The organism is Persephonella sp., assembly GCF_027023985.1.
Lineage (GTDB): Bacteria > Aquificota > Aquificia > Aquificales > Hydrogenothermaceae > Persephonella_A.
Genome location: NZ_JALVTW010000004.1, coordinates 1 through 25,541 on the forward strand (window position 1 = coordinate 1; position 25,541 = coordinate 25,541).

Annotated in this window: 30 protein-coding genes; 24 read left to right on the top strand and 6 right to left on the bottom strand. The window is 34.0% G+C overall.

Annotated features, from left to right (window positions below):
* Positions 1 to 151 precede the first annotated feature (151 nt).
* The 4 genes from MVE07_RS00505 to MVE07_RS00520 form a co-directional block, all read right to left on the bottom strand.
* Positions 152 to 424 carry a hypothetical protein gene (locus tag MVE07_RS00505; protein ID WP_297452718.1) on the bottom strand — a complete coding sequence of 91 codons (273 nt, stop codon included), beginning with the start codon at positions 422 to 424 and terminating at the stop codon, positions 152 to 154.
* A 5-nt stretch (positions 425 to 429) separates the two neighbouring features.
* The gene (locus tag MVE07_RS00510; protein ID WP_297452720.1) at positions 430 to 627 is read right to left on the bottom strand and encodes a DUF2283 domain-containing protein; all 198 of its coding nucleotides are present in this window, start codon (positions 625 to 627) and stop codon (positions 430 to 432) included.
* A gap of 89 nt (positions 628 to 716) precedes the next feature.
* Positions 717 to 923 carry a hypothetical protein gene (locus tag MVE07_RS00515; RefSeq protein ID WP_297452722.1) on the bottom strand — a complete coding sequence of 69 codons (207 nt, stop codon included), beginning with the start codon at positions 921 to 923 and terminating at the stop codon, positions 717 to 719.
* Positions 898 to 1,077 (bottom strand): ribbon-helix-helix domain-containing protein, encoded by a 180-nt coding sequence (locus MVE07_RS00520; RefSeq protein ID WP_297452724.1) that lies wholly within the window; start codon positions 1,075 to 1,077, stop codon positions 898 to 900. The genes MVE07_RS00515 and MVE07_RS00520 overlap by 26 nt, the downstream gene beginning before the upstream one ends.
* A gap of 127 nt (positions 1,078 to 1,204) precedes the next feature.
* Here MVE07_RS00520 and MVE07_RS00525 point away from each other — a divergent pair, with 127 nt between their 5' ends.
* The 3 genes from MVE07_RS00525 (at position 1,205) to MVE07_RS00535 (ending at position 4,175) form a co-directional block, all read left to right on the top strand.
* Positions 1,205 to 1,840, top strand: a complete 636-nt coding sequence (locus MVE07_RS00525; protein WP_297452726.1) for a phage antirepressor N-terminal domain-containing protein — start codon at positions 1,205 to 1,207, stop codon at positions 1,838 to 1,840.
* 206 nt (positions 1,841 to 2,046) lie between these two features.
* The gene (locus tag MVE07_RS00530; RefSeq protein ID WP_297452728.1) at positions 2,047 to 2,832 is read left to right on the top strand and encodes a hypothetical protein; all 786 of its coding nucleotides are present in this window, start codon (positions 2,047 to 2,049) and stop codon (positions 2,830 to 2,832) included.
* A 2-nt stretch (positions 2,833 to 2,834) separates the two neighbouring features.
* Positions 2,835 to 4,175 (top strand): ArsB/NhaD family transporter, encoded by a 1,341-nt coding sequence (locus MVE07_RS00535; protein ID WP_297452730.1) that lies wholly within the window; start codon positions 2,835 to 2,837, stop codon positions 4,173 to 4,175.
* A 26-nt stretch (positions 4,176 to 4,201) separates the two neighbouring features.
* On the opposite strand, the gene MVE07_RS00540 is transcribed toward MVE07_RS00535, so the two are convergent.
* Complete coding sequence (locus MVE07_RS00540; protein ID WP_297452732.1) at positions 4,202 to 4,558, bottom strand: hypothetical protein; 357 nt, start codon at positions 4,556 to 4,558, stop codon at positions 4,202 to 4,204.
* Between the two features lie 165 nt (positions 4,559 to 4,723).
* On the opposite strand from MVE07_RS00540, the gene MVE07_RS00545 reads away from it, so the two are divergent.
* Genes MVE07_RS00545 through MVE07_RS00645 form a run of 21 tightly spaced genes read left to right on the top strand, consistent with a single transcriptional unit; the run spans position 4,724 to position 25,203 of the window.
* Positions 4,724 to 5,248, top strand: coding sequence for a protein phosphatase CheZ (locus MVE07_RS00545; protein WP_297452734.1), 525 nt, complete (start codon positions 4,724 to 4,726; stop codon positions 5,246 to 5,248).
* 19 nt (positions 5,249 to 5,267) lie between these two features.
* Positions 5,268 to 7,271 (top strand): chemotaxis protein CheA, encoded by a 2,004-nt coding sequence (locus MVE07_RS00550; RefSeq protein WP_297452737.1) that lies wholly within the window; start codon positions 5,268 to 5,270, stop codon positions 7,269 to 7,271.
* Entirely contained in the window at positions 7,271 to 7,762 is a 492-nt protein-coding gene (locus MVE07_RS00555; protein ID WP_297452739.1) for a chemotaxis protein CheW, read from the top strand. The genes MVE07_RS00550 and MVE07_RS00555 overlap by 1 nt, the downstream gene beginning before the upstream one ends.
* A gap of 17 nt (positions 7,763 to 7,779) precedes the next feature.
* Positions 7,780 to 8,742, top strand: coding sequence for a chemotaxis protein (locus MVE07_RS00560; RefSeq protein ID WP_297452740.1), 963 nt, complete (start codon positions 7,780 to 7,782; stop codon positions 8,740 to 8,742).
* Between the two features lie 12 nt (positions 8,743 to 8,754).
* A complete protein-coding gene (locus MVE07_RS00565; RefSeq protein WP_297452741.1) occupies positions 8,755 to 9,150 on the top strand; it encodes a chemotaxis response regulator CheY in 396 nt (131 codons plus the stop codon).
* 20 nt (positions 9,151 to 9,170) lie between these two features.
* The gene (locus MVE07_RS00570; protein WP_297452743.1) at positions 9,171 to 11,024 is read left to right on the top strand and encodes a methyl-accepting chemotaxis protein; all 1,854 of its coding nucleotides are present in this window, start codon (positions 9,171 to 9,173) and stop codon (positions 11,022 to 11,024) included.
* Positions 11,024 to 12,643 carry a methyl-accepting chemotaxis protein gene (locus tag MVE07_RS00575; protein ID WP_297452745.1) on the top strand — a complete coding sequence of 540 codons (1,620 nt, stop codon included), beginning with the start codon at positions 11,024 to 11,026 and terminating at the stop codon, positions 12,641 to 12,643. The genes MVE07_RS00570 and MVE07_RS00575 overlap by 1 nt, the downstream gene beginning before the upstream one ends.
* A 2-nt stretch (positions 12,644 to 12,645) precedes the next feature.
* Complete coding sequence (locus MVE07_RS00580; protein WP_297452746.1) at positions 12,646 to 13,293, top strand: hypothetical protein; 648 nt, start codon at positions 12,646 to 12,648, stop codon at positions 13,291 to 13,293.
* A gap of 5 nt (positions 13,294 to 13,298) precedes the next feature.
* On the top strand, positions 13,299 to 14,327 hold the full coding sequence (fliG, locus tag MVE07_RS00585; protein ID WP_297452748.1) for a flagellar motor switch protein FliG: 1,029 nt from the start codon (positions 13,299 to 13,301) through the stop codon (positions 14,325 to 14,327).
* A 9-nt stretch (positions 14,328 to 14,336) separates the two neighbouring features.
* Positions 14,337 to 15,302, top strand: coding sequence for a flagellar motor switch protein FliM (fliM, locus tag MVE07_RS00590; RefSeq protein ID WP_297452750.1), 966 nt, complete (start codon positions 14,337 to 14,339; stop codon positions 15,300 to 15,302).
* The gene (gene fliN, locus MVE07_RS00595; RefSeq protein WP_297452752.1) at positions 15,295 to 15,921 is read left to right on the top strand and encodes a flagellar motor switch protein FliN; all 627 of its coding nucleotides are present in this window, start codon (positions 15,295 to 15,297) and stop codon (positions 15,919 to 15,921) included. Before fliM ends, fliN begins: the two co-directional genes overlap by 8 nt.
* Positions 15,922 to 15,972: 51 nt before the next feature.
* Entirely contained in the window at positions 15,973 to 16,704 is a 732-nt protein-coding gene (locus tag MVE07_RS00600; RefSeq protein ID WP_297452755.1) for a flagellar hook-basal body protein, read from the top strand.
* Positions 16,705 to 16,714: 10 nt separating this feature from the next.
* The gene (flgG, locus tag MVE07_RS00605) at positions 16,715 to 17,515 is read left to right on the top strand and encodes a flagellar basal-body rod protein FlgG (RefSeq protein ID WP_297452756.1); all 801 of its coding nucleotides are present in this window, start codon (positions 16,715 to 16,717) and stop codon (positions 17,513 to 17,515) included.
* Positions 17,496 to 18,428, top strand: a complete 933-nt coding sequence (gene flgA, locus MVE07_RS00610; RefSeq protein WP_297452758.1) for a flagellar basal body P-ring formation chaperone FlgA — start codon at positions 17,496 to 17,498, stop codon at positions 18,426 to 18,428. The genes flgG and flgA overlap by 20 nt, the downstream gene beginning before the upstream one ends.
* Positions 18,377 to 19,075, top strand: coding sequence for a flagellar basal body L-ring protein FlgH (locus tag MVE07_RS00615; protein ID WP_297452760.1), 699 nt, complete (start codon positions 18,377 to 18,379; stop codon positions 19,073 to 19,075). The genes flgA and MVE07_RS00615 overlap by 52 nt, the downstream gene beginning before the upstream one ends.
* Positions 19,076 to 19,087: 12 nt before the next feature.
* On the top strand, positions 19,088 to 20,179 hold the full coding sequence (locus MVE07_RS00620) for a flagellar basal body P-ring protein FlgI (RefSeq protein ID WP_297452762.1): 1,092 nt from the start codon (positions 19,088 to 19,090) through the stop codon (positions 20,177 to 20,179).
* Between the two features lie 14 nt (positions 20,180 to 20,193).
* Positions 20,194 to 20,490, top strand: a complete 297-nt coding sequence (locus MVE07_RS00625; RefSeq protein ID WP_297452764.1) for a rod-binding protein — start codon at positions 20,194 to 20,196, stop codon at positions 20,488 to 20,490.
* Complete coding sequence (gene flhA / locus MVE07_RS00630; protein WP_297452765.1) at positions 20,491 to 22,581, top strand: flagellar biosynthesis protein FlhA; 2,091 nt, start codon at positions 20,491 to 20,493, stop codon at positions 22,579 to 22,581. It begins immediately after the preceding gene.
* Entirely contained in the window at positions 22,571 to 23,722 is a 1,152-nt protein-coding gene (flhF, locus tag MVE07_RS00635) for a flagellar biosynthesis protein FlhF (protein WP_297452766.1), read from the top strand. Before flhA ends, flhF begins: the two co-directional genes overlap by 11 nt.
* Positions 23,723 to 23,734: 12 nt before the next feature.
* Positions 23,735 to 24,586 (top strand): MinD/ParA family protein, encoded by an 852-nt coding sequence (locus MVE07_RS00640; RefSeq protein WP_297452767.1) that lies wholly within the window; start codon positions 23,735 to 23,737, stop codon positions 24,584 to 24,586.
* Positions 24,586 to 25,203 carry a sigma-70 family RNA polymerase sigma factor gene (locus MVE07_RS00645; protein WP_297452768.1) on the top strand — a complete coding sequence of 206 codons (618 nt, stop codon included), beginning with the start codon at positions 24,586 to 24,588 and terminating at the stop codon, positions 25,201 to 25,203. The genes MVE07_RS00640 and MVE07_RS00645 overlap by 1 nt, the downstream gene beginning before the upstream one ends.
* On the opposite strand, the gene MVE07_RS00650 is transcribed toward MVE07_RS00645, so the two are convergent.
* Entirely contained in the window at positions 25,204 to 25,509 is a 306-nt protein-coding gene (locus tag MVE07_RS00650) for a hypothetical protein (RefSeq protein ID WP_297452770.1), read from the bottom strand. It abuts the gene before it with no gap.
* Positions 25,510 to 25,541 lie beyond the last annotated feature (32 nt).

Here is a 25,541-nt window from a genome sequence, read left to right on the forward strand (position 1 = left end):
TGTTATCCTTGACGAAAGAGATACGCTGCAGATTACGGTAGGTTAATGTTTTCGTTCTTCTAAATAGTCTTTCATAGTTAAAAATGCCATTGTTCCAAAGATGAATAGAGCAAAAAGCATTAGTAAGATTAATAAAATTTCTAAAATCATTTTACAACTCCTTTAATTTCTTTCTTATTGTTAACCATAACCAAAAAGCAAAAACTAACACAAAACCATCTATAAAAATTAAAGCTCCGTAGATGTAAGGGTCTAATTTATTTCCTATAATTTTTGGGTTTAAAGCTCCTATTCCTGCTGATACTGTTAAAACAATAATAACTAATGTTCTAAATAGACCTTCCTTTATTTTCAGCTTCTCAAGTTCTATTTTTGCTTTCTCTATCTCTAACTTCTTAAGTTCAAGTTCTTTTTCTTTAGCCATTTTTGTTAAACGGTTTGCAATAACTGCTCTATGTTTTCTTTTTTTACTTCTTTGCTTGCATTTAATATCTCTATTCCTACAGGTTTATCATCTTCAGAATAATCCACGATAATGTTAGGTGTTATTTCTTCTGTATATACAATTTCCTTATCTGTTAGCTTTATATATAAAGCATTTGCTTCTTTATCAAATTTTATTTCCATAGTTTGCCTTCTCATCTTTGCCAAATAAAACATACACAATACCAGAAGCAATAAGGACAAATCCCAAAACTATAAAAATAGCTAATTCACTACTTATCTCCATTGCTTTCTCCTTTACTTATAAAAAACATTCCAAGCACTACAATTAATATATAAACAATTCCAAAAGCAATCAATTTTAAAAAGTTTACTTTATCACTAATAACAGGTTGCAAGAATGCAAACACAAGAATAGCAACACTAAAATTTAACAGGCTTTTCCCAAATTCTTTAAGAGCTTCTGGATGAGCTTTCACTCTTATACTTCTCCAACAACAACTTTATCGCTTCTTCTAAGAGCTCGTTATTTTTCCTTCCTTGCTTGACTGCCAACACTTTTAATTCTTTTAGTAATTCCTCGTTTAATGATGTAGTAAATTTTACCCTTTTAGTTTCGGAAATATTGGTCATTACAATTTCCTCCTTGTTTTTAATTATACGTAAACAAGTAAATATTGACAAGTTAAATTTTTTCTATATAATCATACGTATATACGTAATACGTAATTACGTAAAAAATTTATAAGGAGGTATTGTTATGGCAACAAAAATGGTAGAACAGGCTTTAATCCCTGTTGAAGACGCAAAAATTTTGTCTATTTGTGATGAGGAAGGGGAAGTGTGGGCAGCAGTTCGTCATATTTCTAATTACTTTGGATTGAATTGGGGAAGCCAATGGAGAAAGTTGAAATTTCTTGAACAGAAAGGCGTCGCCTTAAAGGCGATGGAGGTAGAGGTTGATGGCAACAAGGTAAAGATGATATTCATCAACCTCTACGACCTACCAGTCTATTTATATTCTATCAACATTAACAAAGTCCGTCCAGAACTCCGAGATAAGATTAAAAAATTCCAAGTAGAAACCACCCACGCCATAAGAGAATACTGGAAAAACAAGATTAAAAAGGAAAGAGAAGAAATAGAAAAACTCAAAGCCGAATACAACCAGCTTGTGCAAGAACTCCGTCAAATCCCTACTTACGAAGAATACAAGGAACTCAAGATAAAATACGAATTACTATCAACAATGGTGGACATGCTTGTAATGGACATGGAGAATGCGAAGCCGTATGTTGACAATCTCTTTGGCAGAATAAAGAAGATAAAAGAAGGGGTCACCATCCTAACCAACGAAGGCGACCAGTTAGTTAAAAAAATCGTTCAATTTAAATAACTCCAGAGGGGCTAATGCCCCTCTTTTTCTGGGTGAAAACTGGGTGCAAAATTAGAGATTCACTACAACTGCATATTTCTTAATGATATTCTCAAGCTCCACCAAAAGAAAAAATCACCAGATTCTCAAAGATCAATATTTTCCTGTAAATAAATTCTTCATACTTCCGATAAATTAATAAAACTGCTTCAAAAGGGGATTTTAGAATGCCTGTAGATACTATTATTTTTTATCAAAAAGAAAAAGTGAATTTTAATAATTTACAGATTGTCAAAAATATTGCCTCCAAATTACAAAAAAAGCTGATCCTTCTATTTGTAGATATTCCACAAGAGGAAAAAGAAAAAGCTATTTCCCTAATTTCTTCAAATGGAATTAACTTTGAGGTAAAAAACCAGATAGAAGAAGCTCTTATAAAAGAAGAAATTAACAAGGAAAAACCAGACTTACTTATATTAACCCGCGAGAAAATATCTCCACTTGAACATATTTTTAAAACCCCTGAAACAGAAAAATTCATAAACTCTATAAAAAATATAGATATCCTTTTGCTTCAGGAAGACGCTATCAAATTAGAGAAAATTTTGATCAATATAGACAAAGAAACTTCAACACCATTTTATATAAAATCCACATATGAATTTGCAAAAAAACTTGAAGTTCAGTTTGATTTTGTTACCTCTTTTTATGAAGCTTACTATGAACTATCATTAATGAAAACTCATCCAGAAGAAGAAGCAAAACAAATAGTAGTAGATTTATTCAAAGAACATATAGAAATTGTAAAAGATAAAATGGCTAGAGCCTTAGGCAAAGAAAAAGCAGAAGTAATTGTAATAAAAGGAGACCCTAAAAAAGAAGTGCCTTACTATGCAAGAAGAAAAGAATACGACCTGCTCGTTATTAATGAGAATATCGAAGATAAAGATTCTTACATAGAAAACTCAGAAATGTCTGTTGGAATATTCAAAGACCAAGAAGAAGGAGAGTAAAGGTGGAGCATCATACAACAACTATTCTGGGAATGTTAGGTTTAGGGTCTAAAGAAACTCTTTACTGGATATCTATTCTGCTTTTTGTTGGCACTTATGCAATGATTATTCTTGAAAAGTTTTTCCACAGAGTTCCAGCAGCACTTCTGGGAGGAACTCTGGCTATATTCTTGGGAGTAGTTACTCCCAAGTCAGCATGGGAATCAATTGACCACAACACAATGTTCCTTCTGATTGGAATGATGATAATTGTTTCTGTGCTTATTGAAAGTGGATTTTTCTCAATATTATCCTCCGTAGCTTTACGAATAACCAAAGGAGATCCTCTAAAGATTATCCTTACTTTTACAATGCTAACTGCCGTTTTATCTGCTTTTTTAGATAACGTAACTACCGTTTTATTCATGGTGCCTATTTTGATATCTATTACAAGAAAACTTAAATTACCTCCTGTTCCTTATATTATTGCAACGGTTCTGGCCTCAAACATAGGTGGAACGGCAACATTAATCGGTGACCCTCCTAACATCATCATCGGTTCTCTGGGACATTTTACATTTATGGATTTTATTGTAAATCTTACTCCTATTATTATCATTACCCATATAATTGGAACAATTGTTTTTATAGGTATGATGAAATTTCAAGGACATCTACAGGTAAAAGTAAAAGATAAAGAAGAACTTAAAAGAATCGTAGAAGAGCAAAAAATAGAATATGACATAAAATTAATGAGAAAAGGTTTAATTGTATTTGGGATTACGATAATTCTATTTTTCCTCCACCATATTCTTCACCTTGAAGCAGGAACAATAGCCTTATTTATGGCCTCTGTTTTAATGCTCTGGTCTAAGGAAGACCCTGAAAAGATATTTGAAAGGGTTGAATGGACAACTTTAATGTTCTTCTTAGGTTTATTTGTTGTTATTGGAGGACTTGAACACTCTGGTGTGTTTGAAGATGCTGCAAAATTAGTTGCAGGGGTCATAACTGACCCAATGTCAGGAATCCTTGTTTTAGGTGGTTTATCTGCAATTATTTCAGGTATTGTAGATAATATACCATTTACAATGGCTATGTCTTATGTTCTTATTGACCTTGGTAAAACAGCTGCTTTTGATACTGAACCTTTATGGTGGGCACTTGCTCTTGGTGCATGTCTTGGAGGCAACCTGACAATAATAGGTGCTTCAGCAAACGTTGTTGCAGCTGGTCTTTCGGAAAGGGAAGGTTATCCAATAAAATTCTTTGATTTTATTAAACAGGGAACACCGGTAACAATAGTTTCCGTGATTGTTGCCCTTGGACTCCTGTGGCTCAAGTATGCTATTTTCGGCGTATAACCTGAGCTTTTTGCTCAGGTTCCTTTTTATATCTTTTTATTGATAAAACCTTTTTGCTGTTTTCCTTTTATTGAACCTGTCTGGTCATACTTCTGAGGTTCATCAAAAATCATATCAAATAGTTCTTCAATAAACTGGGCATTATTTGCTGCAATATTCAGATTTATTCTGCTCATAGATTGGATTTTTTCAAGTTTATCCTGAAACGGTTCAAGTTCTTCAGCTGAAAACTTTGAAAGTTCTGACAGTATTTTCCTTTTTTCTTCCACTACTTCCATTAATTTTTCAGAGATAGAACTGTCTTTAATACTCTCTATTAGGAGGTCTTTCTCTTCTTCTAACTTTTCAATAAGTCTATCCAAAAGGTTGCTTATTTTTCCCATTTTTACACCTGCTTTTATAAATAATAGACCCATCTATACATAAAGGCAACAGGTAAAAGTTAATAATATTGCCTAACATCAATGAATTTTCCCAATAAAAAAACCGATAATATCATTAATAATATTTACAAAAAATTACGATAATAATTAAAAAGGAGGGTTTAAATGACAGAAGGACTGTATCAGGAGATAAAAAAATTATTTGAAGTTATAGAGCAATACAAGAAAGATATAGAAACACTTGGAAGCAAAAAAGAAGGATTTAAAAGTGTTAACACCCATATAGAACTGGCAATAAAAGAAAGTGAAGAAGCTACTAAAAAATTAATTGATAATATTATGGAAACAAGTTCCGAGATAAAGGAAGTTTTATCTTTAGTATCCCAGATAGATAATGAAGAACTGAAAAATAAGATTATTTCTAAACTTGAAAAAGTGCTTTCTCAATTAACAAACTCTTTAACTCTTCTGGAGTTTCAAGATATTCTTTCACAGAGGTTAATTAAAATATCAAATTTTATTTCCGATGTTGAAAAAGAGATATTAAAAATATTGCTTCTTTTTGGAATTAATGAGGAAAAATCAGAAGATAGGAAAGAAGAGTTAAGAGAAAAACTTGAAGAGCTTGAATGGAAAAAAGAAGTATCTCAGGAAGATGTTGATGACATTCTAAAACAATTTGGAATGTAATAAAAATGAGGGTTCAACCATGAAGTTAAACTTTACAGATGACATGAGGGAAATCTTAGAAGAATTTCTCATTGAAGCCGATGAGATACTTGCAAATCTTGACCAGGATTTAATAGAGCTGGAATCAAATCCGGAGGATAAAGAACTCCTTAACAAAATCTTTAGAGGAATGCACACTCTTAAAGGTGGAGCCGGTTTTTTAGGTCTTACATCTATTGTAGAAATTGCACACAAAATAGAAGACATATTCAACAAGCTCCGCAACGATGAGCTCCATCTGACCTCTGAAATGATGGATGTTATTTTTGAGGGGGTAGATAAATTAAAAGAAGCAATAGATATGTTAAAGGAAAATGATGAAATTCCTGATGAAGAGGATATAAAGGATCTTTTAAATAAACTTGAGCAAATACTTTCAGGAGAAACAGTTATCGAAGCAGAAGTAGTGTCAGACAGTAATAATCAACAAGAAAGTTCAGATGAAAATACGGAATTTGAATTTGTTCCTGGTGTAGATGAAGATATTAAGAAACTTATTCTTCAATATCCCGGGAAGGATTTAGGAGAAATTTTAGAAGAGCTTATACTCCTCCCTCCCGATGAAAGACCTCCACTTGAAGTTATTGAAAAATTAGAACAATTAATTGCAGAAGGTAAAGACGTCAAAGATTTAATAGTTCCCAAAACAAAAGGAGAAAAACCTGAAGAAAAAACAGAAGAAACTCCTAAAATTGAAAAACCTGTAGAAGTAGAAGAAACTCAGCCTAAAGCAGAGCCAAAACCTGCTCCAAAAGAAACAGGTCAAACCAAGAAGAAAAAGTCAGAGAAAAAGGAAGAAGTTATCAGAGTTGATGTTGAAAGGGTAGAAACACTAATGAATTTAGTCGGGGAGCTTGTTCTTGATAGAAACAGAATAGTTAAATTAGCTTCAGGGTTAGAAGCAAACTGTAATTCCTCTGATACGATAGAAGAGCTAATAGATTCCATAACAGGAATGAGTAGAACTGTCAGCGACCTTCAAGATGCTGTTATGAAACTTAGAATGCAACCTGTTAAGAAAATATTCAGTAAATTCCCGAGAATTGTTAGAGACCTGGCTAAAAAACTAAACAAAAAAGTAAACCTTATATTAGAAGGAGAAGATACAGAGATTGATAGGTCAATTCTTGATAAATTAGAAGATCCTCTTATTCACCTTGTTAGAAATGCGATTGACCATGGAATAGAACCACCAGAAGAAAGAATAAAAGCAGGAAAGCCAGAAGTTGGAACAATAAAATTATCCGCTTATCAAGAAGGAGATAGAATAATAATCTCTATAGAAGATGATGGAAAAGGCATTGATGTTGAAAAAGTAAAACAAAAAGCAATAGAAAAAGGTCTTATAACTCCTGAACAGGCAGAAAACATGTCAGATAAAGAGGCTTACGAACTACTGTTTATGCCCGGTTTCTCCACAGCAGACCAGGTAAGCGAAGTTTCCGGTAGAGGCGTTGGAATGGATGTTGTTGCTTCAACAATTCATTCACTCCGTGGGACAATTGAGGTTGAAAGTGAACCGGGAAAAGGAACAAAATTCATAATGAAACTGCCTCTTACTGTTGCTATTATCAGGACATTAATGGTTGGTGCAAATGATAGAATATTTGCAATTCCATTATATTCTGTGGTGGAGATAGTCAGATATGAACCGGAAAATGTTAAAAAGATTGGCCAGTTCAAATCATTTATGCTTAGAGATGAAGTATATCTCCTATTTAGCTTAAATGAACTATTTGATATTGAAGATGAAGGGGAGAAACAGTTTATCGTTATAGTCAGGGTAGGCGAAAAGAATATTGCCATCGCAGTTGAAGAATTATTTGGAGAAGAAGAAATAGTTATAAAACCCCTTGGAAAACTACTTGAAAATGTTCAAGGAATAGCAGGAGCAACAATAACAGGAGATGGAAGGGTCGTTTTAATAGTAGATACAAATTCATTAATTAATGATAAAAAATCACAACTTATTGGAGTGCTGTGATGTCAGAGTTAGAAGTCCTTGGATTAAGAGAAATAGAAACAGAAATTTCAAATGAAGAAAGGCTTATAACATTTAGGCTCGGTGAAGAACTTATAGGGGTAAACATAAAAGATGTGATTAAAATAACAAAAGATATAGAGATTACCCCTGTTCCCAAAACAAAACCTTATATCCTTGGAGTAATGAACCTAAGGGGAAACATTATTCCTGTGGTTTCTCTGAAAAAGAAATTCAATCTCCAAAGTCCAGAAGTAGAAAAACCGACAATAGTAGTGGTTGAAACAGAACTTGGACATATAGGAATAACCGTAGACAAAGTAGAGGGGGCAATAAACATAAATCCCAGGGATATCCAGCCACCTCCTATGAACTCAATAGGTATTGACCCGGAATTTATAGATGGTGTTGTGATGATTGAAACAGAAGATGGACATAAAGAGCTTTTAACACTTTTAAATATAAAAAAAATATTCAGGCCTGAGAACCTGTAAAGGTTTGGAGGAAATAAATGGCTAAAAAGGATTATCTTCCAAAAATACTTGAGACAGGAGCTAATGAACTTGAGATAATCGACTTTAGAATGTATGAGCTTCTTGATAACGGAGAAATATATGAATGGGTTTTAGGTGTAAATGTAGCAAAGGTTCGCGAAGTAACCAGAAGGCCGGAAAATATAGTAAAATCCCCAGGTTCTCCACCGGAAGTTGAAGGAATAGCAAAAATCAGAGGTGAAATAGTTCCTATAGTGAATCTTGCAAAATGGATGAAAATTAGAGAACCTGAAGGAGCAGGAAAATATGTAATAGTTATGGAATTCCTCAGAGAAATTGTAGGTGTTATAGTTCACGAGGCAAAAAGAATTAGAAGAATAAAATGGGCTGACATAAAAAAACCTCCTCCAAGCATTGAAGAAAGACTTGGAGGAAAAATTGTAGGTGTTATTGAAATAGAAGACGGTCAACTACTACTTTTACTTGATTTTGAAGGAATACTTGATGAACTGGGAATGATTAAGATATTCGGTATTGAGGAGGAAGTTCCCGAAGAAGAGGTAGAAAGAAAAGGCCATTTCACAATATTAATACTTGATGACAGTCCAGTAGCAAGGAAAATAATAAGAGGAATACTTGAAAAAGACGGCCATACGGTATTGGAGGCTTCCAGTGGTCTGGAAGGTCTCGACATTCTCAATAAATATCTTGAACAGGCAAAAGCAGAAGGGAAAGATATAACAGACTACATACAGCTAATTGTTTCAGATATAGAAATGCCCGGGATGGATGGTCTTACATTTACAAGAAAAATAAAAGAACATCCGGAACTGTCTAAAATACCTGTTATTATAAATACATCCCTAAGTGATAGAGCAACAGTTGATAAAGCAAAATTTGTTAATGCAGATGCACACCTTGTTAAATTTGATGCACCTGACCTTTTAAAACTTGTTCATAAATATGCAATAAAAAAATAAGGAGGAAAATAAATGGCATTACCTGACCCAAACATAAAAATACTTGTTGTTGACGATATGGCAACAATGAGAAGAATTATTAAAGGTCTTCTTGAACAGCTTGGTTTTAAAAATATAGACGAGGCAGAAGACGGAAAAGTTGCACTCCAGAAATTAAAATCAGGCAAGTATGATTTTGTAATAACAGACTGGAATATGCCAAATATGACAGGGCTTGAACTTGTTCAGGAAATTAGGAAAGACCCTGAGCTAAAACATTTACCTGTGCTTATGGTTACTGCCGAAGCTAAAAAAGAAAACGTTTTAATGGCAATTAAAGCTGGAGTCAACAACTATATCGTAAAACCATTTACAGCAGAAGTTTTAAAGGAAAAAATAGAAAAAATTTTCTCGGCACTTAAAAAATAGGAAATCAGGAGGATTAAGAGATGGGTCTCTTTGGATGCAAAGATGCATACCGGACTATAGACAGACTGAAGGAGGAAATAGAGAAAAAAGATGAATACATAGCCAAACTTGAGGAGTTATTAAAGGCAAAAGATGATGAAGTAAAAGTTTTACAAAATGATTTAAAGAAAAAACAACAACAGATTGATGAATTTCAAGAGAAGTTAGAAAGTATTAAGGGGAAATTCGGAGATTTACAAGAATATCTGAGAAATCAATGGAAAATACTGGACTATTTACAAGAAGAAGGTGTATTTATTGCCAATACAAACTTTAAACCTGGTAAAGAAGGAAATGAGCTGATTTTTGTAAACCAAAGAGGAAAGCAGATATTAAAAGAACTAGGAGAAGACATTAATAAGGTTTACGGCTTTAATATAGACTGGGAACATCCTGAAGGAATATCTATCCATAGATTCCATAAAGACCCAGAAAGGATAAAACAGCTTTTAAAAGCCTTAAAACCAGGCGAAGTTATAAAAAATGCGGATATTGTTGTGGGTAACCACGTTATAGAATCTTATAGATTTGCTGTTACTGACCCGGATGGAAATATAGTAGGATATGCTTCCACCTGGAAAGATGTAACCAGCGATAGATTCCTTGACAAGATTATTCTTGAAACCTCACCTGAAATGGCAATGACCATATATGAAACAGCTCAGATTGGTATTAATACATTCAAACTAAGAGATGAAATGATAACTTTCAAAAATAATCTTAACCACATTGTTGATTCTGTTTCTGAAATAAGCAATGCATTATCAGAATTGTCAAACTCAATTCAAGAAGTCCAAAGAACACAGGAAGATATTAACGAGCTTGTGGAAAAAGGTTCACAATCTATAGAAAAATCTGTTGCAAATATCAGACAGTCTGTTGAGGTTATATCAAAACTTACGGAATCTACAGCCGAGCTTAGAAAAAGAGTTACAGGTATTGAACATATACTTGATGTAATTCTTGAGATTACAGAGCAAACAAATCTTCTTGCCTTAAATGCTGCTATTGAAGCTGCAAGGGCAGGTGAAGTAGGAAGAGGATTTGCAGTTGTTGCTGATGAGGTAAGGAAACTTGCTGAAAAAACATCTAAGAGTGCCAATGAGATAAGAGAAGTTGTAATGGCAATTATGGAAGAAATGGAAAGAACAGAAACAGAAGTAACAAATGTCCGTGATATTATTAATGAAGGTGCTGAATATTCGGAAGAGATAGAACGTGTCCTTGAAAAGATTAAAAATGCAAATGAAAAAATAACAAGTATGATAATGAGGCAAACTTCCTCTACAGAAGAACAATCAAATACAATAAAAGTAGTATCTGAAAAGAGCAGGGAACTACTGGAATCAATTGATGATATTTTAGACATCGGTATAGAACTCGACCAGATCGCGAATGCCACATTTAAAAACAGTATGGAAGTATGGAATATGTTCAGACAAATTAGAAAAGTTGGAGAACTTGACCTGCTTACAAGGATACTTGAACATGCAGCATTTGTTGAAAACATAATCAAAGCCATAGAAGGGAAAGCTTCGTTTACTCCTATTGACCATACACAGTGCAACCTTGGAAAATGGTATTACACACAAGGGCTTATTGAAGCTGAAAAATATGGACCTGAAGCTGTAGAACTTATGAAAGAACTTGAAAAACACCATATAGAGTTCCATAATCTCGGAATGGAAATAATGAAACTTCAAGAAGAAGGAAAAGTGGATGAAGCAATAGATAAGGTTGATATACTTGCCCAAAAATCAAGAGAAATTGCGAATATTCTTGTTAAACTATTTCAAGTAATGGTTATGAAAAGAAAAGAATCCCAAATACAATAATGAATAAAAAGCTTATTACACTGTTTATTACAGAGATCTTTATTACAGTTATATTCTCTATTTATCTAATCTCCACTTCCCAGAAAATACGGGAGATGGAGAGTACCTATCTTCTTACTGGTAGGATTTACGACAAAATTTCAGCAGTTAAAGAAATACAAAAATTTGGAATTACAATAAACAAGCATCAAATTTTAAATCAGCTTAAATCTTATCCTTATCCGGAAAATATTTATATTTCGAAACTATCTAAAATAATTAATACCTCTGACTGGGATTCCTTAAACTTCCGTTTGTCACAATTTTTAACAGAATTAAAAAAACAGCAAAAAAGACTTACCTATATCCAGAGATTACTAATTGCAATTTTTCCCTTAATTTTAGCCATTTCCCTGTCCCTTGATTTTTATCTGATATATAAAGTTTTCTCAAACAGAGAAAAACAGATTAAAGATACAATAAGGAAAATAGTAACCGGTGAACCTCCTGGAAACATAACAATAGATGAACTAAGACTGCTAAATAATTGGCTAAGCTCCACATTTAAAGAAATGATCCAGTCCTCAGATAATGTGATTAAAAACTCCTCTGTATTATTTATGGAGTTTGGAAAAACAGAAAATAAAAAGAAAAAAATACAGGAAAATACACTTGAGCTTGCCCTGACATCTGAGATAGTTTCCATCTCAATAGAAAATATAAGTAGATATATACACAATATTTATAATGTAGTTCAAGAGCTTGATAAAAGGGCAATTGAAAGTTCAGATATTATTTTTAAATCAATAGATGAAGTCCAAGCCCTTTCATCTGAGGTAATATCCCTTAAAAGAAATGTAGAAACTCTAATGGAACAATCTGAAAAGATATATGAAGTTGTAAACACAGTCAAAGAAATAACAGAACAAACAAATCTCCTTGCCTTAAATGCAACAATTGAAGCTGCAAGGGCTGGAGAGGCCGGAAAAGGATTTGCTGTCGTTGCCGATGAAGTAAGGGCACTGGCAAACAAAACAAAAAGGTCAACTGTTGAGATAACACAAATAATAGATACTATTTCCCAATCTATGAAAGAACTTGCTACCCAGCTTTCACAAAAAGCAAACAGAGCAATAAATGTCCAGAAACTTATGGAAAGTTCAGGTGAAAATGTCAGTAAGATGAAAAAAAGTGTTCAGCTAATAACAGGAATGACAGGTGAGATTTCCCAGCTAATAGATGAAGAGGAAGAAACCCTTAACTTTATGAAAAATGAAATAATTAACCTCAGTAAAGAGACAGAATCTTTCGACAGATTGTTTAATCTACTCAAAGAAATTTTATATGAAACAGAACAAAACTTTGAAAAAATACTGGAAAATATACCTTTAAACAATTCTAAACTTGCGATAGAAGGGAAAATATACTTCCTCTCGTGGATAAGCCTGCTATCAAAAGGAATAAAGCAAGAATTACAGAAAACCCACATTTATGAATGGATACAAAATAAACTAATCAAGCATCATCCAGAAGGTTTAGAATTGTTACATTTATTAGAAGAAATTGATAAAAAACCAGAAATAGATAAAAAAGATATTTACAGATTTTTTGAAAAATTAGATAAAATCACAGAGCAGTAAAGATGGAAAAGCTATCAGAAAAAAGAGTTTCAGGAGAAATTTTTATAAAAAGGTTTTGTGATAAATTCAGGACAGATATGAACTTTAGTTTGATATTCAGTGCAAATGTGGAAGTTACAGGCACAGACACAATTAAGCTGACAAATATAAATCCATACCATTTATATAAAATTTTTCCACAGGTTGAAGAAGTATTTATATTTGTAAAATACAACTCTACCCCTTATGTAATAAATGCAAAAATAAAAAAGATAGATACAGACCGAATATACGCTGAAATAAAAAATGAAGAGATACACAAAGACAAAAGAAGATTCCACAGGTTTCATTTTTGTTGTAGAGATCTTGGTGATTTTTCCATAGAAAAAAATGGAAATATTATTACAAAATCTGCTTGCGTTCAGGAATTAAGTCGTAGCGGTGTAGGTGTTCTTAATCCTGAAATAGACAGTGTTAAGGAAGGAGATATTATAAGACTGGAAAATTTTAAGGATGAATTATCACTGGAAGTAAAAATCCTTTACAGAAAACCAAAGGGAAAATTTGATATTCTTGGGGGAGAAATCATAAGCTCAAACAAAAACTTGATTAACTATGTTATAAAGAAATATATTAAAGTATCAAAAGATTTAATTGAAAAAGCAGGATAAAAATAGTGCCGGAAGAAAAAAAACAGGAAAAAAGTCTTAAAGGTTCAGAAAAAGCAGCAATATTACTATCTTTATTACCTGAAGAAGTCACAGTAAATATTTTTAAACATTTAAAAGAACATGAAATTGAAAAATTAATAAAACAAATTCTTACAATAGAACCTCCATCAAAAGAAACAGCGAAACAAATTGTTGAAGAAGCCTTTAATTCTCTTAAAGAAATAGCACCAATAAAAATAGCACCAGACAATTTAAAGAAAATTCTTGAGCAGGCTTTACCACCTGACAAACTTGAAAAGCTACTGGCAGATACTTTGACAGTAGAGGAAGGAAAAGCTATATTCAGGGAACTTGAAAAAATGGACCCTAAATTTGTGGCAAATATAATCCAGAATGAACATCCCCAGGTGATTGCTCTTATACTTTCCCAGCTTAAACCACAAAAGGCAGCTGAGATAATACAGTATTTACCAAAAAGATTAGGAGTAACAAATGTTCAAGAGGAGGTTATAAAAAGGATTGCATCTATAGAAAAAATATCCAGTGATATGCTTAAGATGGTAGCCGATACACTTGAAGAAGAATTACTCACTGTGGGAGCTGGAAAAGAAGAAACATTAAGCGGAGTTGATATTGCAGCCGAAATTGTGAATATCCTGCCTAAAGAGCTGGCCCAGGAGATATTAGATGAAATTCGTAAAGAAAACGCTTCTCTTGCAGATACGATTGAAGAGAAAATGTTCAAATTTGAAGATATTGTCAAACTGGATAACAGGGCTATTATTGAAATACTTAAAGTTGTTGATAAAAATGACCTTCTCATTGCCCTTAAAGGAGCTCCACCTGAGATTATGGATAAATTCCTGTCTAATATGTCTAAAAGGGCAGCACAGATGTTCCTTGAAGATATGGAAATACTGGGACCAGTTAAAAAATCAGATGTTGAAAAGGCAAGAAAGAAAATCATTGCAACTATCAAGAGCCTGATAGAAAAAGGAGTTATAGAGTATGGGGCAGGAGAAGAAATGATTTAGAGGTGAGATATGTCTGATGAGTTCCTGTCTCAAGAAGAGATAGATGCTTTATTAGGTGGTGGTTCGGAAGAGAAAGAAGAAGAAAAGCCCAAAGAAGATATAGCCCCTTTTGATTTTTCAGAAGTAGAGCATATCAAGAAAGGCGGACTTCCCGGATTTGAACTAATTTTTGAAAGATGGATAAAACTGTTCAGGGAAGAAGTCAGAAAAATCATGCCCCATATAAATATGATAACCAAAGAAAATATCTATATATCAAGGTTTCAAAATTTCATGCTTAAAATTCCCCTTCCTTCCAGTTATACAATATTTTCAATGAGACCCCTTAAAGAAAACGCACTGCTTGTTGTTGATTCAAGACTTGTTTTTACAGTAATAAGCGTTTTGTTCGGAGGTCCTGCCAAACCATTCAAAGTAGAAGGTAGAGAATTTACAAAACTTGAACTTAGAGTAATACAGGATTTTATAAGCACAGCTTTAAAAACATTTGAACAGGTCTGGGATGAATTTTATCCGGTTATGGTTGAAATTAAATCAATAGAACTTAATCCAAGTCTTGCCAGAATAGTCTCTCCAAATGAGAAAGTAATCATTGTTGAGTGCAAAATGGATATTGATGGATATGAAGCACCGTTTTATTTCTGTTTTCCACAAAGTATGTTTCTTCCAATTAAGGATATAGTTTATTCACAGGTTGCTTTTTCTGAAGACCCTGTATGGAAAAAAAATATTGAAGAAAAAGTTAGAAAGATAGAACTGAAACTGACCCTTGAACTTACAAAGATGAAATTAAAAGTTAAAGATATTCTTGAATGGGAAGAAGGCACAGAATTAAACCTATATGTATCTCCTTCTGAAGAGTTTAAGCTTTATGTTGAGGATAAACATAAATTTAATGCAAAACTTGGAAAAATAAATGATAAATACGCTGCAATGATAACAAAACCTATTCTTGAAGAGGAAAAAAATGAGTGAAGAAGAAAAAAAGGAAAACCAATCTGAAGAAGAAGTAGATCAAGAAAAATTAGCAGAGGAATGGGCTAAAATGGCTGAAGCAGGCTCTTCTGAAACAGGAGAAGGGTCTCAGGAAGAATCTGTAGATCAAGAAAAACTGGCAGAAGAATGGGCAAAGATGGCGGAAAGTGGAGAATCTTCAGAGGCAGAAAGTTCTGAGGAAGTAGATCAGGAAAAACTTGCAGAGGAATGGGAGCAGATGGCACAGGCTACATCTGAAGAAAAAGAAAGCCAGGAAGAGCTTGCTAAAGAATGGGAACAAATGGGAGCCCAGCAGGAAAAGCCTGTTGAAATGGCAGAATTTGAGAAGGAAAAATTAGATTTATTAATGGATATTCCCCTTGAGATTTCTGTTGAGATAGGAAGCACTACAATGCCCCTTGAGGAAATCCTTAAACTAAATCCAAATAGCATTGTTGAACTTGATAGATATATTGACCAGCCTGTTGATATCAAAGTAAATGGTAAGCTTATAGCAAAAGGACAACTTTATACAGTAGAAAATAATTTTGGAATAAAAATAACAAGCATAATAACCGTCCAAGAAAGAATGAAACTTCTTTCAAACGACGAAATGTAAAGATTTTTCTATATCTTCCGAAAAATCTTTCAAACACCCTGAGGTGTAAAAATGGCAATAAATTTCCAACCGATATATGTTCTGGCAGCAGGTGGAGAAAGGGCACTGGAAAATTTGGACACGACAGCAAATAATCTGGCTAATGTTAACACACCCGGCTTTAAAAAACTACTCCTCAGGGAAATGAGCCAGTATATTCCGGAAAACAAAGGAGATACTGCACACCTGTTTGTTTTTCCCAGATTTAATGATACACCGGTGATAAACACCCAGGGTAATATTTTCAGAACAGACGCGCCACTTGATTTTGCCATATTTGGAGAAGGATTTTTTGCAGTTGAAACTCCAAACGGTATTCAATACACCCGTAATGGACACTTTTTCAGAAATCAGGATGGTTATATAGTTGATGCCAATGGAAATTATCTGCTTGATACACAGGGAAAAAGAATTCAAATTAAAAATATGATACAACCGATAACAGTTGCAGATGATGGAACCATATATCAGGGAGACCAGCAAGTAGCAAAATTTATGATAAAAAACTTTACAGCTATAAAACCTGTAGGAAATAGCTATTACATCCCTGATACACAAAAGGGAGCAACAGAAGTGCCAGCCCAGTATTCAATAAAACAGGGATATCTGGAACACTCAAACGTAAATGCAATTAAAGGCATGATAGAACTTATAAATGCCCAGAGAAGATTTGAAATTTACGGAACACTTATGAGAAGTTTAGACCAGATGGAACAAAAAAGTAATGAAATAGGAAGAGCATAAGGAGATAACAATGATTAGAGCATTATGGACATCAGCTTCAGGAATGGAAGCCCAGCAAACAAATCTTGATGTTATATCCCACAATATTGCTAACGTTAACACTGTAGGATTTAAAAGAAGCAGGGCAAATTTTGAAGATCTTATATATCAGAATATAAAAGACCCTGGAGTTATGAGTTCAAATGAAACAAGGGTTCCTTCAGGAATTCAGATTGGTCTTGGGGTAAAACTATCAGATGTATCTAAAATATTTACCCAGGGTAGTTTGATAAAAACAGATAAACAGCTTGATCTCGCTATACAGGGAGAAGGATTTTTCAAAATAGAACTTCCAGGAGGAGGAGAAGCTTATACAAGAGCCGGTAATTTTCAGTTGGATAATGAAGGTTATGTTGTAACCCCTAACGGATATAGATTATCTCCCAATATCCAGATATCCTCTCCTGAAACCTTAATCAGCATAGACATCAGCCCAAATGGAAAAGTTTATGCAGTTAGAAATGAAGGTGGACAGGAAACAGTTGAAGAGCTTACAGATATCAAGCTATACAAATTTATAAATCCAGCCGGTTTAAAAGCAATAGGAGAAAATTTGTTCGTTCAGACAGAAGCCTCAGGTGAGGCAATAGAAGGTGACCCTAACACAGACGGATTTGGAAAGCTTGCACAGGGATTTCTTGAGGCTTCCAATGTAAATATTGTTGAGGAAATGGTTAATCTGATTGTTGCACAGAGGGCTTACGAGATTAACTCAAAAGGTATAATTACAGCAGATGAGATGCTCAGGACAGTTGCAACACTTAAAAGTTAAAATATTTCTGTTTTTCCTGCTGATTTTTCCCTTTAGTTACGGGGAAACCGTTATAACACTGAAAAAATACCTTAATACCAATAAAAACCAGGTTGAGCTGTCTGATATAGCAACGATAAAAGCAGATACACCAACTTTAAAATCATTTTTGTCACAGATTGTTGTAGTAAATAATCTAACCGGTTCAGTAAAAATATACCCGGAAACCATAAAACAGATACTCCGCCAAAACTACATAGATACTTCAAAAATCCGTATAATCGGAAACTTCACAGTTATCAGCAAAAATACCCCTTATATTAATACTCAAAAAATAAAACAAGATATTCTCAACTATATAAGAAATAGATATCCAGACTATCAAATTCAGCAAATAAGAATTCCTCCCTTTGAAAAAAAATTTCCATATCAGGTTCAAATAAAGATAGTGGAAAGAAATAAAACATCTTCTTATATGTATTTAAGCTATCAGATTCTCAGGAACGGGCAGTTAATAAAGAGTATAAATGTATCTGTCAAATATATACCATTTGCAAAAGTAGTCGTAGCTGCCAGAGATATTATGAAAGGACAGCTTATATCAAAAGAAGATATCAGAACTGAGAAAATTAAATTTAGAAGGGGTTATATCACTGACCCAAATATTGTGATAGGTGCTATTGCAAAAGTTTTTATCCAGAAAGACAAACCTATAAGGGAAAATATGATTGAACCTGATTATCCGGTAAAGAAAAGAAGTTATGTTAAAGTAGTATATGACCGAAATGGTATAAGGATAGAAATAACCGGTTATGCCCTTGAAAATGGCCAGAAAGGACAGGTTATTAAAGTTAAAAATCCATCAACAGGAAAGATACTACCATGCAAGGTAATAGGAGAAAATACAGTCTTATTTATAGGTGGTTCCCAGTAACTACAATACTTCTGCTATTTTCTTGTAGTGAAAAACAACAGGCATTAAAACCTTTTGAACCTAAACCACCGGAAGTTGTGTATCAGCAGCCACAAAGGCCTCCCGGTTCCTTATTTACAGGTATAGGAACTACAAATCTATTTTCCGATGATAAAGCATATCAGGTCGGTGATGTAATCACAATAAAAGTTGTTGAAAATGTTCAGGGATATGGTAGCGCAAACACCCAATCCAGCAGAGATACAAACGTAGACCTTGATTTTCCTTCGCCAACAATTTTAGGTAAACCTTTTCTTAACAAGAACAGTTTGGCTGGAGCTAAAGCAGGTTCAAAAAACAGCTTTAAAGGGAAAGGAAAAACAGATAGAAGAGTAAGACTTATCGCTAATATAACAGCAAGAGTAGTTAAGGTTTATCCTAACGGGAATTTATTTATAGTTGGTAAGAAAATTATCAAAATAAACAATGATGAGCAAATTCTAAGAATTTCAGGTATTGTTGACCCAAGTAGCATAGAACAGGATAACTCAATACTATCCTCTAAAATTTCAGATATGTATGTTGAATATAATGGAAAAGGATTCATAGCTGATAATCAGCGTCCTGGATGGCTTGCCCAGTTCCTCTCAAAAATCTGGCCGTTCTAAAGGGGTTGAAGGATGAGATTTGCAAAAATATTAATCACATTTTTTATCATAAATATCGCATTTGCAGGTAATACAGTAAAGATTAAAGATGAAGTTAATGTAATGGGTGTCAGGCCAAACTACCTTATCGGATATGGTATTGTCGTTGGACTGAAAGGCACCGGAGACGGAACAACAACAAGATACACCCTTATTAGTATTGCCAATATGCTACGGAAAATGGGTATTTATATAGACCCAGCCCAAGTAAAAACAAAAAATGCTGCAGCGGTTATGGTAACTGCAAGTCTCCCTCCATTTGCAAAATCAGGTATGACCTTTGATGTAACAGTTGCATCAATGGGAGATGCAAAAGATATAGGAAATGGAGTTTTAATAAGAACTCCACTTTTTGGGCCAGATGGAAAGGTTTATGCCTTTGCACAGGGTCCCGTATCAACAGGCGGCGGATTTTCAGAATCTAATAAAGGGGGAAAAGTCACAAAAAACTTTCCCACAACAGGTGTTGTTGTTAATGGTGGAATTGTAGAAAGGGATTTACCTTTTAATTACAGAGACATGAAAAATATAGTCCTTACACTTAAAAAACCTGATTTTGATACAGCTTTGCAGATAGAAAACACAATAAATCAGCATTTCCATCAAAAAATAGCAACTGCAATAGATGCAACAACCGTTAAAGTAAAACTTATACCGGGAACTGACCCAGTGAAACTAACAGGTCAAATACTAAATCTATCAATAAAAACAGACAACGAACCTACAATTGTTATATACGAAAGAACAGGCACAGTTATTATGAGTGGTGATATAAAAATCGATGCCCCTGTGTATGTATCCCACGGAAATATCTATGTATCTGTGGAGAAAAAACCTGTTATATCACAGCCTCCTCCATTATCTGGTGGAGAAACAGTCCAGACTCAACAAACCCAAACAACTGTGGTAGAAGAAAAAGGCAGAATTTTCTCAATAAATTCCCCAAGATTAAAAGATCTTGTTGAAGCACTTAACGATATGGGAGTTTCCCCGAGAGACCTTATAGCAATAATTCAGGCACTTAAAAACACCGGAAAATTACACGCTAAAATAGTAATAATGTAAAAGGGGAATAAATTATGATAGACCCTGATATGAAAATAAGACCTTACTGGGATGTTAAAGATATTTCCCAATTAAAAGAACCTGAAGAGATTGCAAAGGAGTTTGAGGCAATTTTTGTGAGGATGATTATGAAGGAATTTAGAAAAACATTAAATAACGGTTTATTTTCCAGTTCTTTCCAGTCAAAAATGTATCTGGATATGTTTGATATGCAGATAGCGGAAGCTGTAGCATCTTCCGGACAACTTGGTTTAAAACAGTATATTTTAGATGCATTACAGACTTATCAGAAATATTCAACTGGAGAATAAATGGGAGAAACCCTAAATACATTTTTTAACAAGCTTACCCAATATTCAGACGCAGTTGTAGTTGTTCTTATAATAACAATTCTGGGGGCTATGGTTCTACCTGTGCCTCCATTTCTACTGGATATACTTTTAACAGCCAGTATTACATTTTCTATCGTTATTCTTATGACTACCCTTTATGTTCAACATCCACTTCAGCTTTCATCTTTTCCTTCATTACTGCTTATGGCGACATTATTTAGATTATCTTTGAATGTTGCAACAACAAGAAGAATATTACTTCATGGACATGAGGGACCAGATGCAGCAGGACATGTAATACAGGCCTTCGGGGAATTTGTTGTAGGTGGAAGTTATATTGTCGGTGCAATAGTTTTCATAATACTTGTAACAATTAACTACATTGTGATTACAAAAGGAACAGAGAGAATATCCGAAGTTGCTGCAAGATTTACACTGGACGCAATGCCCGGAAAACAGATGGCTATAGATGCAGACCTGAATGCAGGGATAATTGATGAAAAGGAAGCCCAGAGAAGACGTATGCAAATTCAAAAGGAAGCTGATTTTTACGGAGCAATGGATGGTGCCTCCAAGTTTATAAGAGGAGATGCTATTGCAGGAATAATTATTGCCATAGTCAATATCTTAGGTGGGCTTGCTATTGGTATTTTCCAACACCATATGGATTTACAAACAGCACTGAAAAACTTTACTTTGCTTACTATAGGTGATGGTCTTGTTTCACAGATTCCTTCACTGGTTACCTCAACAGCAGCCGGTCTAATGGTAACAAGAGCAGTATCAGAAGAAAATCTTGGTAAAGAGGTTTTTGTTCAGTTAACCAGTTTTCCAAAAGCTTTATATATGGCATCAGGTTCAATATTTGCAATGGGTATAGTCCCGGGAATGCCATTTATCCCTTTTTCATTGCTGGCTTTACTTATTGGTTTAACTGCTTTCATGATGTCACAACTTCTTAAGAAAAAAGAAGTTGAAATGGCTGAAGAAAAAGCAAAAGAACTGCTTAAAGGCACGGAAATTGAAGAAGAAACTGTTGAAGAGATGCTACCTCAACCTGAGCTTATCACATTTGAGATAGGATATGCCCTTATACCTTATGTTGATGAATCACAGAACGGAGAAATAGTCAGAAGGATAAAATCCCTTAGAAAACAGCTATCAAAAGAAATCGGAATAATAATTCCATTAATCCATATAAAAGATAATCTTGAACTTAAACCTGGTGAATACAGAATTCTCATAAAAGATATAGAAGTAGGAAGGGGAGAAATATATCCTGATAAACTACTTGCCATAGATACAGGAACAACAAAAGGTAAAATAGAAGGAATTCCAACAAAAGAACCGGCATTTGGTCTTGATGCCTACTGGATAGATGAGAAACTGAAAGATAAGGCCAAAATGTTAGGATATACTGTTGTTGATATCCCAACGGTAATAATTACCCATCTGTCTGAAATTATCAAAAAACACGCCTATGAAATACTTGGTAGAAGTGAAACTAAAGAGCTTATTGATGCACTGGCAGAAAAATATCCTGTGGTTAAGGATATTGTTCCTGAACAAGTGCCTCTGAATATTGTCCATAGAGTTTTACAAAATCTATTAAAAGAAAATGTACCTGTGAGAGACCTGCTTACAATTGTTGAGACATTATCAGACTACATTACAAAAACAGATGACCCTGAAGTTCTCACAGAATTTGTCAGGCAAGCATTAAACAGGGTAATAACATCCCAATATGAAAAAGATGGCGTTTTATATGCCGTTACGCTGGGACCAAAAACAGAAAACTATATAATGGAAAAAGTCCATGAAAACGGTGGTTCATTACCACCATTTGAGCCAACATTTGTTCAAAAATTTGTTCAGGATTTGACCAATCAGGCACAGCAGTTCGTATTAAAACAGGCAACTCCTGTATTACTTACCTCCCCTGCAACAAGAAGATTTGTTAGAAAAATAATAGAGCCATATTTACCTGACTTTGTGGTATTATCCTATGCAGAAATCAATCCGAAAACAAAAGTTAATGTCTTAGGGGTAGTTGAGCCATATGGAGGTTAAAGTTTACGAAGGTTACGACCTTGAGGAGCTTATTGAAAAGGCAAAAAAAGAACTGGGAGAAGATATAAAAATACTCCATTATGAAACTGTTGAAGAAAAAAGATTTTTCTTTCTAAAAGGAAAGAAAAAATACAAGCTATTTGTTGAACCTGTAGAAGATGATGAGCCTATAGAGCCTGTAATAAAATTTGAGGAACTTCTGGACAAAATTGAGGATATTATAGACAAAAAAATACAGACCACCCTTCCAAAATATGCACAAAACATGGCAACCCCCGGAAATCTACCTCCACATATTTCACCGAATAATGTTGAAGATAAGACATCTAAAGCTTTATCCGAGCTCACCGGAGATGCACTTGAATTGGCAAATCTTCTTATTGAAAAAGATGTCCAACCTGAAGTGGCCAAAAAAATCGTTATGGCTGCCTGTGGTCTTGATATTGATACGAATAAATGGGACTTAAACACCGTTACATATAAAGAAGCATTAATCAAGGGTATAAAGGAAAATATAAAATTCACAGGGGCAATAGATAAAATAGCAGAAAAACCGGGAATATTTGCATTTATAGGTCCAACAGGAGTAGGGAAAACCACAAACCTGTTTAAAATAGCATCCCAGCTTGTTATAAATAAGAATAAAAAAGTAGCAGTTATCAGCACAGACACATTCAAAGTTGGGGCATCCCAACAAGCAAGAACCTATGCAAATATACTTAACATTCCTTTTTATTCAATCTCCGAATCCAAAAAACTAAAAAATATAATTGAAGACCTGAAAGAAATGGATTTTATCCTGATAGATACTGTAGGAAGAAGTCATTATGATTATTGGCGTCTTGGTGAGATAAAAGAAATTCTAACAGGTATCCAGCAAGAAATAAAAAATATCCTTACAATTAGCTGTAATTTTAAAAATGAAGATGCATTTGAGGTTGTATATAAATACCAGACCTTCTTCCCGATACACTCCCTATTTTTTACAAAGATAGACGAAACCAAAAGACCGGGACTACTACTTAATTTACCTGTAGAAACAAGAATTCCTGTTTCATACCTGAGCACAGGCCAGAGGGTTCCTGAAGACCTGAAAGTTCTTACACCTGAGGTAATTGCTTCTTACATTCTTGGAGAATAATTGGAGGCTGCCATGGAAGAGCAGGCAAAAGGCCTTTTAAAACTTGTTAACGAGAAACAGATAGAAAAAAATACAAAATTCCTTGCTGTTGCCAGTGGAAAAGGAGGTGTGGGAAAAACAAATTTTGCCGTTAATTTTGCCTATATTCTGGCCAATGACTATGACAAAAAAGTGTTATTAATTGATGCAGACATTGGGATGGCCAATGTCCATATACTTGTTAATGTAAACACAAAAAAGACCTTAAAGGATATCCTAAATGGTGCAAAGATTGAGGAAATCATATTTAACACAAGGGGTATTGATATCCTCCCGGGATTTTCAGGAATAGATGCAATCAACGAGGTTGAGGATTCAGCAGTTTTAAGGTTTATACAGAATCTAAACAGCATTTCAGAAAATTATGATTATATTCTAATAGACACAGCAGCAGGGATAGATAACAAGGTAATATCCTTTATCAGAGCCTCCTCCCAAACTTACGTAATAACAACTCCTGAACCAACGGCAATAATGGACGCCTATGCACTTATTAAATCAATGAAAAAACTATATGACTACTCAAATTTTAAAGTAATTATAAATATGGCAAAATCAGAAGAAGAAGGATTTGAAACATTTGAAAGGCTTAGAACATCTGTCAAAAAATTTTTAGACATGGAACTTACATTAGGGGGTATTTTACCATTTACAAAAAATATTCAAAAAACAGTTAGAAAAAAGCAAATCATCTCAGAAGTATATCCTTCTGATAAATTTGTTCTTCAGCTCAAAAGAATAGCTGCCGAAGAATTAAAAGAACCTCCGCCTGAGATAAAACAAAAATTCTGGGAAAAAGTAGTAAGTTTTCTGAGAAAGGGTTGATGGACAAAAAAGAAAGAGAAAAACTAATCTTAGATAACCTCTCCCTTGTTAAAAAAGTAGCAAGTAAAATTTATTATAGGCTTCCAAAGGGAGATATAGAGTTTGATGACCTTGTGAATGTTGGTGTTATCGGCTTAATGAAAGCCATAGAAAAATATGATAAAGATAAGGCCAAACTTTCAACTTATGCCTATATAAAAATCAGAGGAGAAATTCTGGATTATCTGAGAAGTCTGGATATCGTCCCAAGAACCGTAAGGGACAAAATAAAAAAAGAACCCCCTATAGAAGAGGGGCAGCCTGTCCCGTTATCAAACACAGCTGTAATGGTAAGTATTGAAAAAGCCCTTTCCTCTGATGAAAGCTTTAAGATTATTGATACCCTGACCTCAGAAAAAGCCTCTCCGGAAGAGGAAGTTATAAAACAAGACCAGAAGGAAAAACTACTAAAAGCCCTTGAACTATTATCAGAAAAAGAGAAAAAAGTCCTTCAGATGATATACTTTGAAGAAAAAGACCTTAAAACAATAGCTGAAGAGATAAATGTCTCTGTCTCCCGGGTATCACAGATAAAAGCAGAAGCAATAAAAAAACTTAAATCTATTTATATTTACTGATTACCAATTTTCCCTTAAACTTCTCAGCCTTGAAGCCCTATCTGAAGGTTTATTTGAAGGTGGTTTGTAATAATTGGGCATATCTTTAATATCTTTCTTGTAGTAGTTTTTCATTTTCTTCAATGAGCCTTTATAAAAGTTAGGAGCATTCTCCATTTTGCCTTTATAGTAATTAGGGGTTTTTCTTATGTCACCTTTATAATAAAGAACCCGATTACTCATAGCCCTTTCATACAGGAGATAAGCAAGACCTCCAATGGTAGCAGCCAAAACAGTAAGCAGAATAATTAATCCGATTCTATTCATAATATCCCCTTTATAAAAGTTAATAACTTTAA